The sequence below is a fragment of the Pseudoalteromonas sp. 1181_04 genome, assembly GCF_052850545.1.
Genome location: NZ_VXCS01000004.1, coordinates 75,747 through 90,264 on the forward strand (window position 1 = coordinate 75,747; position 14,518 = coordinate 90,264).

At 41.8% G+C, this 14,518-nt stretch carries 14 protein-coding genes; 8 read left to right on the plus strand and 6 right to left on the minus strand.

The features are described from left to right. The first annotated feature begins 7 nt into the window (after nucleotides 1-7). From rplP to rpsQ, 3 genes are read left to right on the plus strand one after another with little or no spacing between them, the layout of a single operon-like run. Nucleotides 8-421 (plus strand): 50S ribosomal protein L16, encoded by a 414-nt coding sequence (rplP, locus tag FW757_RS04340; RefSeq protein WP_002957890.1) that lies wholly within the window; start codon nucleotides 8-10, stop codon nucleotides 419-421. Continuing rightward, complete coding sequence (gene rpmC, locus FW757_RS04345; RefSeq protein ID WP_054552371.1) at nucleotides 421-612, plus strand: 50S ribosomal protein L29; 192 nt, start codon at nucleotides 421-423, stop codon at nucleotides 610-612. The genes rplP and rpmC overlap by 1 nt, the downstream gene beginning before the upstream one ends. After that, nucleotides 612-869, plus strand: a complete 258-nt coding sequence (gene rpsQ, locus FW757_RS04350) for a 30S ribosomal protein S17 (protein WP_016709053.1) — start codon at nucleotides 612-614, stop codon at nucleotides 867-869. The genes rpmC and rpsQ overlap by 1 nt, the downstream gene beginning before the upstream one ends. Before the next feature lie 592 nt (nucleotides 870-1,461). On the opposite strand, the gene FW757_RS04355 is transcribed toward rpsQ, so the two are convergent. Continuing rightward, complete coding sequence (locus FW757_RS04355; RefSeq protein ID WP_446440897.1) at nucleotides 1,462-3,093, minus strand: endonuclease; 1,632 nt, start codon at nucleotides 3,091-3,093, stop codon at nucleotides 1,462-1,464. A gap of 406 nt (nucleotides 3,094-3,499) precedes the next feature. On the opposite strand from FW757_RS04355, the gene FW757_RS04360 reads away from it, so the two are divergent. The 5 genes from FW757_RS04360 (at nucleotide 3,500) to FW757_RS04380 (ending at nucleotide 9,270) form a co-directional block, all read left to right on the plus strand. Next, nucleotides 3,500-5,308 (plus strand): assimilatory sulfite reductase (NADPH) flavoprotein subunit, encoded by a 1,809-nt coding sequence (locus FW757_RS04360; protein ID WP_446440898.1) that lies wholly within the window; start codon nucleotides 3,500-3,502, stop codon nucleotides 5,306-5,308. A gap of 62 nt (nucleotides 5,309-5,370) precedes the next feature. Beyond that, nucleotides 5,371-7,068 carry an assimilatory sulfite reductase (NADPH) hemoprotein subunit gene (gene cysI, locus FW757_RS04365; RefSeq protein WP_149980449.1) on the plus strand — a complete coding sequence of 566 codons (1,698 nt, stop codon included), beginning with the start codon at nucleotides 5,371-5,373 and terminating at the stop codon, nucleotides 7,066-7,068. 43 nt (nucleotides 7,069-7,111) lie between these two features. After that, entirely contained in the window at nucleotides 7,112-7,852 is a 741-nt protein-coding gene (locus tag FW757_RS04370) for a phosphoadenylyl-sulfate reductase (protein WP_149980450.1), read from the plus strand. A 104-nt stretch (nucleotides 7,853-7,956) separates the two neighbouring features. Continuing rightward, a complete protein-coding gene (locus tag FW757_RS04375; protein WP_182718972.1) occupies nucleotides 7,957-8,694 on the plus strand; it encodes a transporter substrate-binding domain-containing protein in 738 nt (245 codons plus the stop codon). A gap of 45 nt (nucleotides 8,695-8,739) precedes the next feature. Then, nucleotides 8,740-9,270 carry a DUF4124 domain-containing protein gene (locus FW757_RS04380; RefSeq protein WP_182740372.1) on the plus strand — a complete coding sequence of 177 codons (531 nt, stop codon included), beginning with the start codon at nucleotides 8,740-8,742 and terminating at the stop codon, nucleotides 9,268-9,270. On the opposite strand, the gene FW757_RS04385 is transcribed toward FW757_RS04380, so the two are convergent. From FW757_RS04385 to FW757_RS04405, 5 genes are all read right to left on the minus strand, one after another. Continuing rightward, complete coding sequence (locus FW757_RS04385) at nucleotides 9,267-10,139, minus strand: substrate-binding periplasmic protein (RefSeq protein WP_182718974.1); 873 nt, start codon at nucleotides 10,137-10,139, stop codon at nucleotides 9,267-9,269. The two genes, FW757_RS04380 and FW757_RS04385, sit on opposite strands and share 4 nt — an antisense overlap. Then, nucleotides 10,123-10,359 (minus strand): hypothetical protein, encoded by a 237-nt coding sequence (locus FW757_RS04390; RefSeq protein WP_149980454.1) that lies wholly within the window; start codon nucleotides 10,357-10,359, stop codon nucleotides 10,123-10,125. The genes FW757_RS04385 and FW757_RS04390 overlap by 17 nt, the downstream gene beginning before the upstream one ends. A gap of 125 nt (nucleotides 10,360-10,484) precedes the next feature. After that, nucleotides 10,485-13,232 (minus strand): aconitate hydratase AcnA, encoded by a 2,748-nt coding sequence (gene acnA / locus FW757_RS04395; protein WP_182761257.1) that lies wholly within the window; start codon nucleotides 13,230-13,232, stop codon nucleotides 10,485-10,487. A gap of 208 nt (nucleotides 13,233-13,440) precedes the next feature. Then, entirely contained in the window at nucleotides 13,441-13,860 is a 420-nt protein-coding gene (locus tag FW757_RS04400; RefSeq protein ID WP_149980456.1) for a hypothetical protein, read from the minus strand. An 83-nt stretch (nucleotides 13,861-13,943) separates the two neighbouring features. Continuing rightward, nucleotides 13,944-14,327 carry an RNA-binding S4 domain-containing protein gene (locus FW757_RS04405; RefSeq protein WP_446440899.1) on the minus strand — a complete coding sequence of 128 codons (384 nt, stop codon included), beginning with the start codon at nucleotides 14,325-14,327 and terminating at the stop codon, nucleotides 13,944-13,946. Nucleotides 14,328-14,518 lie beyond the last annotated feature (191 nt).

The following is a 14,518-nucleotide window of genomic DNA, read 5'->3' on the forward strand; positions in this document are numbered from 1 at the left end:
GCGAGTAATGTTACAGCCAAAACGTACAAAATTCCGTAAAATGCACAAAGGCCGCAACCGTGGTTTAGCGCAAAACGGTAACAAAGTAAGCTTCGGTACTTTCGGTTTGAAAGCTACTGGCCGTGGCCGCATGACTGCTCGTCAAATCGAAGCAGCTCGTCGTGCCATGACACGTCACGTGAAACGTCAAGGTAAAATCTGGATCCGTGTCTTCCCTGACAAACCGATCACAGAAAAGCCTCTTGAAGTTCGTATGGGTAAAGGTAAAGGTTCTGTTGAATATTGGGTTGCTGAAATTCAGCCTGGTAAAGTACTTTACGAAATGGAAGGTGTTTCTGAAGAGCTTGCTCGTGAAGCATTCGACCTTGCTGCTCGTAAACTGCCATTCAAAACAACTTTCGTAACTCGGACGGTAATGTGATGAAAGCAAGCGAACTAAAAGATAAAAGCGTAGAAGAGCTTAATGCTGAACTTCTAGGTCTTCTTCGTGAGCAGTTTAACCTGCGCATGCAAGCAAGCACTGGTCAGTTAGCTCAAACTCACACGCTAAGAACAGTACGTCGCGATATCGCGCGTGTAAAAACAGTTATTAACCAGAAGGCAGGTCAATAATGAGTGATAAAATTCGTACTCTTCAAGGCACTGTAATCAGCGACAAGATGGAAAAATCTTTCACTATCGCTATCGCACGTTACGTGAAGCACCCAATCTATGGGAAATTCATCAAACGTACGACTAAATTACACGTACATGACGAAAATAACACAGCAAAAGCGGGTGACGTTGTTACTATCCGTGAATGCGCTCCAATCTCTAAGACTAAGTCTTGGACATTAGTAGACGTTATTTCTAGTCCAAAACAAGCTTAATTTTTAATTAAGTCTGTTTTATAAAAAGCCCCGGCATTAGCTGGGGCTTTTTGTTTTTAAAAAGCTATAAGCGGTAAGTTTTAAGCCGTAAGCCGCTCGGAGTGAAGTTGAACGCCTGAGTCTATTGAGGGCCTTGAAGAAAAGAACGTCACGAATATGCAGGTATAAAAATTCATACTACAGAAAAGCACTTCGCTAAATTTCCCTCATAAAAAACTACTTGACCTTAACCTAGCTCCAGCTTTTATGCTGTATTTTTTCACTCTGATTAAATGCTATGTGTCCGATTCAAAATTACCTTTTAAGCCTAGGCCTTACCGAATATAGACAATCTATTTTGCAAATTGTGAAGCTTGCAGAAGCGGTGGATCACTCAATTGCAAATAACAGTGAATTTGCAACTGCTGCGTTAGCATGGGTTGAGCAACAAAAAAGATGCCCAACAATGACAAACAAAAGAGCATTAATTATATTCTTACTGCATAAATTGGGTTATAAAATTAGAGAGCAAAACAGCCTTTGCAAGTGCAAAGGCTGATGTTTTTCTGCGCTGACCGCTGACCGCTGACCGCTGACCGCTGACCGCTGACCTTTACCAAATCATCTCAACAAATTCTGGATGATCGATATATGGATTGCGGTTGCCTTGATGCTCATAAGCGGCTTGGTTTCTATCTAGTTCAAGTTGACTGACTGGATCGTCGTTATGCCAATTAACCAACATAGTCACTACCCAATTCTCAAACACTTGGTTACTAGAGCCGTTAAGCACGGCATTACTAGCCGTGGTGTTGTTTTGCCAAGTACCAATGACGTTTTCGTAGCGGGTTGCCATATAGAAGTAGGCGCGAGCAAAGTCACCTTTAAACTCATCGATTGGCTCAAATACTGTGCCTGAGTAATTAATCGAGCTTGCTGCGCTGCCAAGTTTACTGCCATTGCTTGAGGTGAAACTGGCGCTGCCTACTTCGCCAAATGGGTAATTGCTACGTTTTGAATTAACATAACCATCGGTTGCAAAAATATGATGTACGTCTGAGTTCATAGGCTCATTTGTGCCGCCAAACCAACTTTTCGGAAATGAATGTTCGCGGTTATAACAATCAGCTTCACTATTGTAAGTGCCGCATTGATCACTTACAGCGACATAGTTATAGCTGTCTTGACCGGTGGGATTTTCTGAATAGCGATCGAGTATTGAATTGTCATTTTCAAAGTACTTATCCCGTGAAGCAAGATCGTAAAAACTCCAAATAGCTGAATAACCTTGTGAGTTGTGACCTTTAATAATGTTATAAAGCGCGGTTTTAAGTGCATAGCCCGTTAAACCTTGTACTGTAACATAGTAGCCAGTTGGCTCGCTGGGCGGCGTTTCTGGGTTGGTATTATCACCAAGTATAAAGGGAGTTGCTTCACTGCTTTGAAAACTACTGCCGCTAGCCAATGTTGTTTGGGCGGATGTTAGCGCGTAGCTGCCATTACCAAATGAACAGCAAATACCGTCGCCGTAACTATCAAAAATACTAAATGTGTAATCGCCATCAACTAAGCAAGCTTGCTCTGTATAGCTGTTGTTGCCACTATAACTGCCACCTGACGCAACTGCTATGCCTTGGGCGTTAGTGATTTGCCAGCTAGTCTCTTCGCCATAGTTATCAGTTGTCAGTGCTAAGTTAACGGTGTTATCAGCACAACCGACTGGTGGCGGTGGGGTGGTATCACTAGAACCTGGTGTAAAACTATCCACATAAATAGTTTCACTGCCATCAAAGCCGCTGACATCGTAAAAACGCAGGCCCACGGTAATCGTAGCATTGCTGGTTGCTGTATATGTATAGCTTATTTGTTGCCACTGATTTAATAACGCTGGATTTGAATAGCCTTGATAGCCGTCGGCAATTAAGCGCGCTTTAATGCCGCCTTCGGTGTGATAAACCCAGCTTGAGAATAAGTAGCTTTTGCCGGCCTCAACAGTAACTTCTTGCAGTAAATCAGTATTGCTTTGACTAGCGGTATTAACCACTACTTTTGCAGCAAGAGATCCTGAATTCACTATGGTATTTGAAGCTGATAGTGTAATGCCTGAGTCAATCGTACTCCAGCCGTTAGGGCTATTACTTGACCAGTTTTCAAAGTCACCATTATTAATGCTGGCCATGCAGGGAAGTGCTGTAGCTAACATAGCACTGCTGAGTATGAGTTTTCTATATGCCCCGTGTGACATAGTGTTTCCTTATTGTATTTATAGTCGGCGCACAGAATGTAGCCAAATCCACTATAGCCTACTCGAGGTTTGTTGCAAAAAAGTTAATTTGTATTTTGAGAAAAATGAAGTGAATAATTTTTATATGATATTTCTGTTCGGCTAAGCGTGGTGCTGAAATCATCAGCAGTTATTTTTACCTTTTAATCTGTTTTTACTGGTTAATTTATAAATTAATAACTAAATGGAATAACAAAGCAGATTCTATTCTTTTTTTATTGGCGCGTACCCCGTTATTCTTCACACTCAGAGAAATCTTTAGGGCCTGAGTTATTTGCCTTAAAGGCGACACAAATTTTAGGCAAAATGATTACTGCAATCAGTGATCATTTTGCAGATAACTTTCAGGGTTACGGGGAATTAATTCATGTTGTTAGGTCAACTCAATGCCGCGGCAAGTCCGCTATCGCAAGAGCAAGTACAAAAGCTGCAAGGTTTAGTGGCTGAGCTTAATCCAATTCAGCAAGCTTGGGTAAGTGGCTACCTTGCTGCGAATGCCAATACGGCGGCCTTAGGTGGTGTTGTAGGTGCTGAGCCAAGTGCTGGGGATGCAGCGGCATTGACCATTTTATATGGCTCACAAACCGGTAATTCAAAAGGTGTAGCGACTAAGCTCAAAGAGCAAGCGGAGTCTCGTGGTTTAGCTGTTAAGCTAGTTAGCATGGCTGATTACAAACCAACGGCCCTGAAAAAAGAAAAATTCTTAACTGTTGTTGTTTCTACTTACGGTGAAGGTGAGCCGCCGGAAGATGCCGAAACATTACATGAGTTTTTAGCAACCAAAAAAGCGCCTAAGCTTGATGGCGTTAAAATTGCGGTTATAGGTTTAGGTGATTCAAGCTATGAGTTCTTCTGTCAAACAGCAAAAGACTTTGAACAGCGCTTAAATAAGCTCGGTGCAGAAACCATTTATCAGCGTGCTGATTTAGACGTTGATTACGATGATGAAGCCGCCAGCTGGATCAGCGGAGCACTTGATGCATTTGAACCTGATTTAAAAGCACAGCAAGGCGTAACAGGTGGGCAAGTGGTGTCATTTGGTACACCTGCAACAGCTGCCAGCCAATATACCAAGCAAAACCCATTTCCAGCAGAGCTTAGCCTAGTGCAAAAGATCACTGGTCGAGATTCAACCAAAGATGTGCGCCATGTTGAGATTTCACTGGAAGGGTCTGATATTACTTACACACCGGGTGATTCATTAGGGGTGTATTTCTTAAATGACGAGATTCTGGTTGATGAAGTACTGACATTGACGCAAATTGATGCTGCAAGCCAAGTTAAAATCGCTGATGAAGAGCTAAGCATTCGTGATGCCTTAATTGAAAAGTTAGAGCTGACTCAATCATACCCAGGTTTTGTGGAAAAGTACGCGATAGCGACAGGCACACCTGAGTTATTAAAGCTGGTTGAAGATAAAGCGGCAATGCGTGAATACATCGAGCCTCGTCAAATCTATGATGTGATCCGCCAAAATCCAGCCAAGCTTGAAGCACAAACTTTAGTTGATTGCCTACGCAAACTACAAGCGCGTTTATATTCTATCGCTTCAAGCCAAGCTGAGGTTGAAGATGAAGTGCATTTAACCATTGGTCTAGTTGAATTTGAGGCATTCGGTAGTGAGCACTTAGGTGGTTGTTCGGGTTATTTAGCACGTCGTGCCGAAGAAGGCTGTAGAGTAAAAGTATATAGCGAGCATAACGATAACTTCCGTTTACCTGCTAACGACGAAACGCCAGTGATCATGGTCGGCCCTGGTACTGGTATTGCGCCGTTCCGTGCTTTCTTACAAGAACGTGATGCCCGCGAAGCATCCGGTAAAAACTGGTTATTCTTTGGTAACCCACACTTTACCCAAGATTTCTTATATCAAGTAGAAATTCAAGGTTACTTAAAATCAGGGCTACTAAGTAAAGTTGATGTGGCGTTTAGCCGTGACCAAGCAGAGAAGGTCTACGTGCAAGACAAGCTACGCCAAAACAGCAAAGACGTATTTGCATGGCTAGAAGCGGGCGCGCATTTATATATTTGTGGTGACGCTAATCGAATGGCAAAAGACGTGCACAATGCGTTGGTTGATATTATTAGCGAGAACACAGGTAAGAGCTATGAAGATGCAGATCAATACTTGAAAGATTTGCGCAGCGCTAACCGCTATCAGAAAGACGTGTACTAAGCGCACGTTGTTTATTTTATTAAAAGCTAACAGCCGTCACTGTAACAAATTTAGGATTAAACATGAGCGAACAAGATAAAAACGTAAAGCTTTCTGATAACGAGCGCTTGAAAAGAGAAAGTAACTTTTTACGTGGCACAATTGAACAAGACTTAAAAAATGAGATCACCGGTGGTTTCACTGCGGATAACTTTCAGTTAATTCGTTTCCACGGGATGTATCAGCAAGATGACCGTGATATTCGTGGTGAGCGTGCTAAGCAAAAGCTTGAGCCATTACACAACGTCATGTTACGTGCACGTATGCCTGGCGGTATCATCAAGCCAGAGCAATGGTTAGCAATTGATAAGTTCGCAGATGAAAAAACCAGCTACGGTAGTATTCGTTTAACAACTCGCCAAACGTTTCAGTTTCATGGTGTGTTAAAGCCAAATATAAAAGGCATGCACCAAATGTTGGATAGCGTGGGCATTGACTCAATCGCAACAGCGGGTGATGTAAACCGTAACGTACTATGCACTACTAATCCGGTTGAATCTGAGCTGCATCAAGAAGCGTATGAGTGGGCAGCGAAAATTTCTGAGCACTTGTTACCAAAAACTAAAGCGTATGCTGAAATTTGGCTAAACGGCGAAAAAAGCGAAACCACAGAAGAGCCAATTTTAGGTTCAACTTACTTACCACGTAAGTTTAAAACCACAGTGACTATTCCACCGAACAACGAAGTGGATGTGCATGCGAATGACTTAAACTTTGTCGCGATTGCTGATAACGGTAAATTAGTTGGTTTTAACGTGCTAGTAGGTGGTGGTCTTGCTATGACTCACGGCGATACTGCAACGTATCCACGTAAAGCCGATGATTTTGGTTTTATCGCACTCGAAGATACGCTAAAAATTGCTGAGCATGTGGTGTCTGTACAGCGCGACTGGGGTAATCGCTCAAACCGTAAAAATGCAAAAACTAAATACACCTTAGATCGTGTAGGTACTGATGTATTTAAAGCGGAAGTAGAGCAACGTGCAGGGGTTAAATTTGCACCAAGCCGCCCTTATGAGTTTACTCATCGTGGCGATCGCATTGGTTGGGTTGAAGGTATTGATGGTAAGCATCACTTAACCTTATTTATCCAAAGTGGTCGTATTTTAGATTTTCCGGGTAAACCACTGAAAACAGGTTGTCGTAAAATTGCTGAAATTCACCAAGGTGATTTTCGTATGACGGCAAATCAAAACTTGATCATTGCCGGTGTGCCTGCTGATCAAAAAGCAATAATTGAAAAAATAGCGCGTGAACACGGTTTGATTGATGACAAAGATTCAGAGCAGCGAAAAAACTCAATGGCCTGTGTTTCACTGCCGACTTGCCCTTTAGCGATGGCGGAAGCCGAGCGTTATTTACCAAGCTTAATTGAAAAAACTGAAGCGCTGCTTGCTAAACACGGTATTCCTGATGACAGTATTATCATGCGTGTTGTTGGTTGCCCGAATGGCTGTGGCCGCGCAATGTTGGCTGAAGCAGGGTTGGTGGGTAAAGGACCTGGCAAATATAACGTTTACTTAGGTGGCAATCTTGAAGGTACTCGTATTCCTAAGTTGTATTTAGAGAACGTCGGTGAAGACGTGTATTTAGAGGCCTTTGATAAATTAATAGGTCAATGGGCAAGTGAGCGTAACGACGGCGAATGTTTTGGTGATTTTGTGATCCGTAAAGGCATTGTTGCTGAAGTTAAAGTCTCAGTCACCGATTTCTACGCTTAATTTAAAAGCAAGCGTTCGCGCTTGCTAAGGTTTGGAATTTACTATGAGTGAATTTAAAAACATTTTACAGCTTGATAAAGAAAGCCAAGTAACACTGCTTGCTGATGCTAACGGCATATTAAAAGATATGAGCGCTGAACAGCGTGTAGCATGGGCACTGGAAAACTTGCCAGATACGCAGTTTTTATCATCAAGCTTTGGTATTCAAGCCGCGGTAATGTTGCATTTAGTAACGTCACAAAAAGCCGATATTCCAGTGGTGCTAACTGATACAGGTTATTTATTTCCAGAGACTTATCAGTTTATTGAGCAAATGACCGAACGCTTATCACTAAATTTGAAAGTGTATAAGTCGCAGTTAAGCCCAGCTTGGCAAGAAGCCAAGTTTGGTAAGTTATGGGAGCTAGGCGAAGCGGGTATTAAACAATATAACCAGCTTAATAAAGTTGAGCCAATGACTCGCGCATTAAAAGATATAAATGCAGGTACTTGGTTTAGCGGCTTGCGTCGTGACCAATCATCGACACGTGCTGACAAGCAAGTTGTTGAAATTAGCCGTGGCACGGTAAAGGTTTATCCAATCATTGAATGGTCAAATCGCGATGTTTATCAGTACCTGACTAAACATGACTTACCATACCACCCATTATGGGAGCAAGGTTATGTGTCAATGGGCGATGTGCATACTACGCGTAAACTAGAGCCAGGTATGAGCGAAGAAGAGACCCGTTTTTTTGGCCTAAACCGCGAATGTGGCCTACACATTGATGGTGATGGGATCTAATCTTACGGTTATCATTAAATTCCTAAAGCGCAGCCTACTAGCTGTGCTTTATTTTTTTGACTACAGTATAAAGTAAGTAGCCATTAGCTTTGTGTGCATCATTGATGAATAGATACTTTGCTATCTTGTTTTTATTTTTTCCAAACCACTCTTTTGCTGACACCTTTCGTGTTGCGTTACCTGATGAGAATTATCCCCCATATCACATTATTGGAGGCGCTAAAAAAGGACTGTTGAATGAGTTAATAACCCAGTTTGCTGAGCAGCACTCCCTTACTATTGAGTATACATATGTCCCTGAAATGCGCTCGGAGAAAATGGTTTGTAATGGTGAGGTTGATGCGCGTATGGAATCTGAAAGTTGGCTCTTGACAGCCCATAAGTATTATTGGAGTCAAGAAATTGTGATGGTTGAAGATGTCATGGTGGTGACCCATGGTGCAAACCCCAGTGATTTTCAAGATGAAAAAGTGCTGCATAATGGTGTACTGCTAGGGCGCTTTGGTTATGTATATCCTGAATATGAGCCATTGGTGCGTGATCAAATCCTACATCGTGAGAACTTTTATTCGGATCTAGATGTATTACAGAGTCTTTATAATGATAACCATATTAGTAGACGTTTTACTATTATGTCGCGCGCGGTTTTTGATTGGTACGTCAATAAATACCCTAAATTCTCAGCTCTTGGTGTAAGTGCTTTTAATGTCGGTGAGGCGCCTTTGCAGCTACAATTTGCACATACTGAGCGTGGCAAGAAGCGGGCAAAAGAATTTAATGATTTTTTACAAAGCTTGAAAGATAATGGTGACCTAGCTAAAATCATAGCTCGCTATCAATGATAGTAAGAAAATAGAAAGAAAAAAATTTAACTCAAAGGATTGAAGATGAAGTATTTTGCGTACCTAGCGATTATGGTATTGCTGATCAGTGTCGCGGCATTATTTTACTTGCAACGACCCGATGGCCAAACGTGGTTAACCAGTGATGGTATTAGTAGTAAATCAAATCAGCTAACAGAGCAAATGGTTGAGTTATCAAGTGACACCTTTGCTATAGCTGCCAAATTGGTCAGTGAGACTAGTCAAAAAGTTGTTGAATCAATTACCGATGAAAGCTCAGTAGCAACGACCGTTATTTATAAATGGCAAGATCAGCAAGGGCAATGGCATTACTCCGATCAGCCTAATCCTAACGGTACAAGTGAAAAAGTAATTCTAGATCCGCGTGATATTACGGTAACTGCCGCAGAAGATACGTCTATTTTAAAAGGTACCTCAAAAACAACTAATATGTCTTTAATGCCAAACTCAAGCAGTGTTTATGATCCCGTGGTGATGAAAAAGCTGTTTGAAGATGCAGAGCAAGTGAAAGAACAGTTAGAGCATCGCACTAAATCGTTAGATGAGACGCATTAATTTGCTTCAATAGCGTTGTTTTGCTGTGTTTTTTCGGGCTGTGTTACAAAAAATTGTTGCTTAATGATTGGCAGGTTATAAGCTTTTAACCAACGCTCAGTAGCTATCATTAGTTCTCCTGAAGCAACTAACCTTGTCAGGCCTTCATCAAAATTATCTCTGACAGACTTATCTTGAAAAACAATGTAAGAGCCTTGATAGTTTAAAATATCGCGATATATAAAACTTGTAGGGTCAAGTTGGGTGTTTGTTGATGTATGCCAGTAGAGCATTAAATAATCACCGATACGGACATCGATCTTATTGGTAAGTAACTGTTTATTTAGGGCTTGTTGATTTCCTACTTCACTATAGTGAGTGAATACCTGTGTCGCCATGTTTTTATACTCAGCACCAAAGATATCGCTCGCCCCTATAAAACTACCGACTCTTAAATTTTTCAAATCGTTCAGCGTAGTTACTTTCTCGGTCCATGCAGAACGGAGCATGGTCACGCGGTTCATAAATCGCACACGATAACGAGAAGTAAAGGCGTGTGCAGCTGGTTGTGCCGTATAGTTGATCGCGATATCAGCGACTTTATTGTTGAAGTAGCGTTGAATAGCATCATTATTTAACGGCACCAACTGCGGGTTTTGATAGCCTTGTATCCGTAACACTTGAACCACAAGCTGATCGAAGTAACCATTACCGGTTACGTTATCTTGCATGAAATAAGGTGCAAAATTACCGGATGCAATAATCAGTTTTTCATTTGCACGTAATTGAGTGGGTAAGCAAAGCACTAAAAGTGCCGCTATTAATAAAGTTTTAGAGGTGTTAAATGGTTTGATTAATTGCAAGACCTTGCTGCTATACATGTTGGTCATGTACAGCCTCTATGTTCATTAAAACAATAGTGAGGTAAATTTTTGTAGGCAGAGAAAATAGCACCCCAATAGCAATAAAAGCGGCGCTGATAATAATGCCATGAATACTATTTTGTTCACCAAACAGATCAGACACTAATAAATAATGTCCAGTCACAATAAGGCATATGCCAAGGACAATAAATACTTTTAGTACTTTGATGATCTTTTGCTCGGTCATAGTATGCAGGCGTTAATGATAAGATGAATTAAGTGTAGTTAATAATGAGTAAGCTGACTTGTTTTACATCAAAAAATTAAGGGCTAAGCAAATTAATTTTGCAAAGCCCTAATATTATAGATTAATTAGCTAGTTAACATATTACGCAATACATACTGTAAAATGCCGCCATGTTTGTAGTAATCCCACTCTTTGGGGGTATCAATACGGACATCGGCACTAAAGCTTAGTTTTTTGCCTTCGCTATTGGTGGCAACGACACTAACTTCCTTGGTTTTATCGTAGAGACCTTCGATATCGAACTGCTCTTGACCTGTTAACCCCAGTGATTCATGGCTCTCACCTGCTTTAAATTGCAGTGGTAGCACGCCCATGCCAATTAGGTTCGAGCGATGAATACGTTCATAACTTTGCGCAATGACCGCTTTAATACCTAATAATAGCGAACCTTTCGCTGCCCAGTCTCGTGATGAACCCGTACCATACTCAGCACCGGCAAGCACAACGAGTGGCACGCCTTGCTGTTGATACGCCATTGCAGCATCGTAAATACTGGCAAGCTCATCATCAGGTTGAGTGCGCGTTACACCGCCTTCGGTGCCTGGTGCAAGCAAGTTTTTTAAGCGTACATTGGCAAATGTACCGCGCATCATTACTTCATGATTACCACGGCGAGAACCGTATGAGTTAAATTGCGATTTATCTACGCCATTTTCTTGTAAGTATTCGCCAGCAGGCGCGCTTGCTTTAATTGCACCAGCAGGGGATATATGATCAGTAGTGACGGAATCGCCAAGTTTTGCTAAACAGCGAGCACCCGTAATAGTAGGGATGCCTGGTGGTTCTGTCGTCATGCCATCAAAAAACGGCGCTTTTTTAATATACGTTGAGGCATCATCCCAGTCATAAAGTTTACCATCAGGAATTTTGATTTGTTGCCAGCGATCATCACCCTTATAAACATTACCGTAACTGGTAGCGAACATTTCTTTAGTGACGGTTTTTTTCACCAGTTCATTCACTTCGCTGACACTAGGCCAAATGTTTTTCAGGTAAATATCGTTACCATTAGCATCTTGCGCAAGTGGTTCGTTATAAACATCGATATCTGTACGACCTGCAATCGCATAGGCGACAACTAAAGGTGGTGAGGCTAAAAAGTTCATTTTCACATCTTGGTGAATACGTCCTTCAAAGTTACGGTTACCCGATAAAATAGAGCTTACTACTAATTTGTGCTGTTGAATTGCCTCACTGATCTCATCGGCAAGCGGACCTGAGTTACCAATACAGGTAGTGCAGCCATAACCCACTAAATTAAAGCCAAGGGCATCTAAATCGTCCATCAAGCCTGCTTTTTCTAAGTAGTCAGTGACCACTTGCGAGCCAGGTGCCAGTGATGTTTTTACCCAAGGTTTTACGTTAATTCCTAATTGGCGAGCTTTTTGCGCGACTAAACCCGCAGCTAAAATAACGCTTGGGTTTGAAGTGTTGGTACAGCTAGTAATGGCAGCAATTACACAAGCGCCATCTTTTAACTCAAATTCTTGGCCTTTAAAGTTAACCTTTGCTGCGCCCATAAATTGCGCTTCGTTGGTTGGCTCATCAGGATTAGTGACAGGGCCTTCACTTTCGATACGTGATTGCTGTTCATCACTATTGTCGCGTTTAGCAAGACGTTCATCTTGAAAGGTTTTTAAATGATTGGCAATAACTTCGCCAGCTTGATCAAGGGCAATTCTGTCTTGTGGGCGTTTCGGACCGGCAAGGCTTGGCACTACATCGTTTAGATTTAATTCGAGCTTGTCGGTGTAATTTGCTTCATCGCCATCGTTACGCCATAGGCCTTGGTGTTTTGCGTAGTCTTCTATCAGTTTTAGCTGTGTTTCATCACGGTTGGTTAAACGAAGATAATTAATTGTTTCATCATCAATAGGGAAAATACCACAGGTAGCGCCGTATTCCGGTGCCATGTTGGCTATGGTTGCGCGGTCGGCCAGTGGTAAATCAGCAAGGCCATCGCCATAAAATTCTACAAATTTACCGACAACGCCATGCTTACGCAATATTTCAGTAACGGTCAGCACTAAATCGGTCGCTGTGGTGCCTTCCGGTAAACGGCCGTTGAGCTTCATACCCACCACTTGCGGGATCAGTAAGCTAATTGGCTGGCCTAGCATTGCAGCTTCTGCTTCAATGCCGCCTACACCCCAACCAAGTACGCCTAAGCCGTTGATCATAGTGGTATGTGAATCAGTACCGACTAAGGTGTCAGGGTAAGCAAATCTTTGCCCATTGCGCTCTTCATTAAAGACAACGCGAGCAAGGTATTCTAAATTCACTTGGTGAACAATCCCCGTTGCTGGTGGCACAACTTTTAAGTTATCAAAGGCTGTTTGACCCCAGCGTAAAAACTCATAACGTTCTTTATTGCGTTCGTACTCAAGCTTGGCATTTAAATCAAATGAGCCATCTTCACCATAACCGTCTACTTGTACTGAGTGGTCGATAACTAATTCCGCAGGGGATAATGGGTTTATTTTCGCAGGATCGCCGCCAAGTCTTTCCATAGCATCACGCATTGCGGCCAAATCGACGATTGCTGGTACGCCAGTAAAATCTTGCATCACCACGCGGGCGGGTGTAAATGCTACCTCAGCACTGGGCTTGGCTTGTGAATCCCAGTTTAGCAACGCTTCAATATCTTGTTTTTTAATATTTACGCCGTCTTCATTGCGCAGTAAGTTTTCGAGTAGGATCTTGAGCGAGAACGGCAGTCGCTTGGCTTTATCGCCTAAACCTTGCAGTGAATGGATATGAAACTGCTCACCGTTGATAGTGAGTTGTTTTTGGGTGTCAAAACTATTGTTCATTATGTGCCCCTAAGTTAGATGAATATCCTTAAATGGTACTTAAGTGGTAAATGTAACCTCTCTTTGAATAATTAAAATGCAAAGTACATACCAGTGTGTCTTTGCACGATTTTTATACAAGTAATAGGGTATATATGATGCTGAAAATTTATATTTCAAGCGTCAGCAGTAAAACAATAGCAACTCAATAGCAACTCAATAGCGTGTTTTACAGTAGCCAACCTTGCTGTTTGCCTTTGTGGCTTAGCAGTAGCAGGATAATTGCAATTACGACTACGAATATTGGCATAAACACCGCGCTGGCACCGAGTAATTCAATACTATTAATAACAATGAAATTATAAAATTGCTGGATAAAAATCCCAGCGAGTGAGAGCGCAAAAAGCACTCGAGCAAGGGCTTTTTTAAGTAATAATAAAATACAGCCTAATACCCCACCAAAAACCGCGGTAGCGAATGCAATAGTTGACCAAATTGGTGTGTTTGAATATGCAGCTTGTTGTTCTATAGGGAGTTTACTTATCATGTCTGGAGTCATGAGCATTTGCATAATGAATGCAATTACCCCTAGCAAGTTCCAAATAAGGGCTGCCCAAGCGACAGATTTTAACCAGTGCGGAGGAGTCATACATTACCTTTTAAACTATTATTTAAAAAGTTATTAAAGGCGACTACGGCTACTTTTACAAGTTGCACGTAGTCTAAATTGGATTAGCCGAATGAAATAGGGCGACGGCCTGTTTTTTCATCCACTTTTGGTTTTTTGGTACGTTTACGCTTAGCTTTAGAAGGCGCGTTAGTAGCAGGCTCTGCACTTTGTTGTGGTTCAGGTTGCGTTGATGTAACAGGGCGCTCTGCTGGAATAGCACTTTCGCTTAATGTCAGTTGAAATTGCTCACCATCAAATTCAAGAATGTCGCCACTGTATAATTTTTTCCGCTTGATTGTACAAATTTCATGGTTAACGCCAACATAGCCTTCAGTGATAAGGTTTTTGGCTTGGCCGCCACCTTCGACTAAATCAAGAACTTTTAAGAGTTTGCATAGCTCAATTGGCTCTTCTTCTAATTCAATTTCAATATATTCGTCGTTCATGTTTGATCTCATTAAGGTAGGGCACAGCCTGTAGTATAAAGGCTGTGCGCGACTTTTGCATCAAGCTGCCAAAAGTATACAGGGCATTAAATAGAATTAACCTGAAACTTTTTTGAATTTTCTACCGTCTTTAAAAAAACGGTAGTAATTCAAGCGTAGTATCCGCGTCAGTAGCTGGCCTGTAATTTGCT

What these genes read in the sequence shown, in the direction of transcription:
- FW757_RS04385 (WP_182718974.1), bottom strand. Translation starts at nt 10,139, where the DNA reads ATGACCAACATGTATAGCAGCAAGGTCTTGCAATTAATCAAACCATTT.
- rplP (WP_002957890.1), top strand. Translation starts at nt 8, where the DNA reads ATGTTACAGCCAAAACGTACAAAATTCCGTAAAATGCACAAAGGCCGC.
- cysI (WP_149980449.1), top strand. Translation starts at nt 5,371, where the DNA reads ATGAGCGAACAAGATAAAAACGTAAAGCTTTCTGATAACGAGCGCTTG.
- acnA (WP_182761257.1), bottom strand. Translation starts at nt 13,232, where the DNA reads ATGAACAATAGTTTTGACACCCAAAAACAACTCACTATCAACGGTGAG.
- FW757_RS04390 (WP_149980454.1), bottom strand. Translation starts at nt 10,359, where the DNA reads ATGACCGAGCAAAAGATCATCAAAGTACTAAAAGTATTTATTGTCCTT.
- rpsQ (WP_016709053.1), top strand. Translation starts at nt 612, where the DNA reads ATGAGTGATAAAATTCGTACTCTTCAAGGCACTGTAATCAGCGACAAG.
- FW757_RS04370 (WP_149980450.1), top strand. Translation starts at nt 7,112, where the DNA reads ATGAGTGAATTTAAAAACATTTTACAGCTTGATAAAGAAAGCCAAGTA.
- FW757_RS04405 (WP_446440899.1), bottom strand. Translation starts at nt 14,327, where the DNA reads ATGAACGACGAATATATTGAAATTGAATTAGAAGAAGAGCCAATTGAG.
- FW757_RS04360 (WP_446440898.1), top strand. Translation starts at nt 3,500, where the DNA reads ATGTTGTTAGGTCAACTCAATGCCGCGGCAAGTCCGCTATCGCAAGAG.
- rpmC (WP_054552371.1), top strand. Translation starts at nt 421, where the DNA reads ATGAAAGCAAGCGAACTAAAAGATAAAAGCGTAGAAGAGCTTAATGCT.
- FW757_RS04375 (WP_182718972.1), top strand. Translation starts at nt 7,957, where the DNA reads ATGAATAGATACTTTGCTATCTTGTTTTTATTTTTTCCAAACCACTCT.
- FW757_RS04380 (WP_182740372.1), top strand. Translation starts at nt 8,740, where the DNA reads ATGAAGTATTTTGCGTACCTAGCGATTATGGTATTGCTGATCAGTGTC.
- FW757_RS04355 (WP_446440897.1), bottom strand. Translation starts at nt 3,093, where the DNA reads ATGTCACACGGGGCATATAGAAAACTCATACTCAGCAGTGCTATGTTA.
- FW757_RS04400 (WP_149980456.1), bottom strand. Translation starts at nt 13,860, where the DNA reads ATGACTCCTCCGCACTGGTTAAAATCTGTCGCTTGGGCAGCCCTTATT.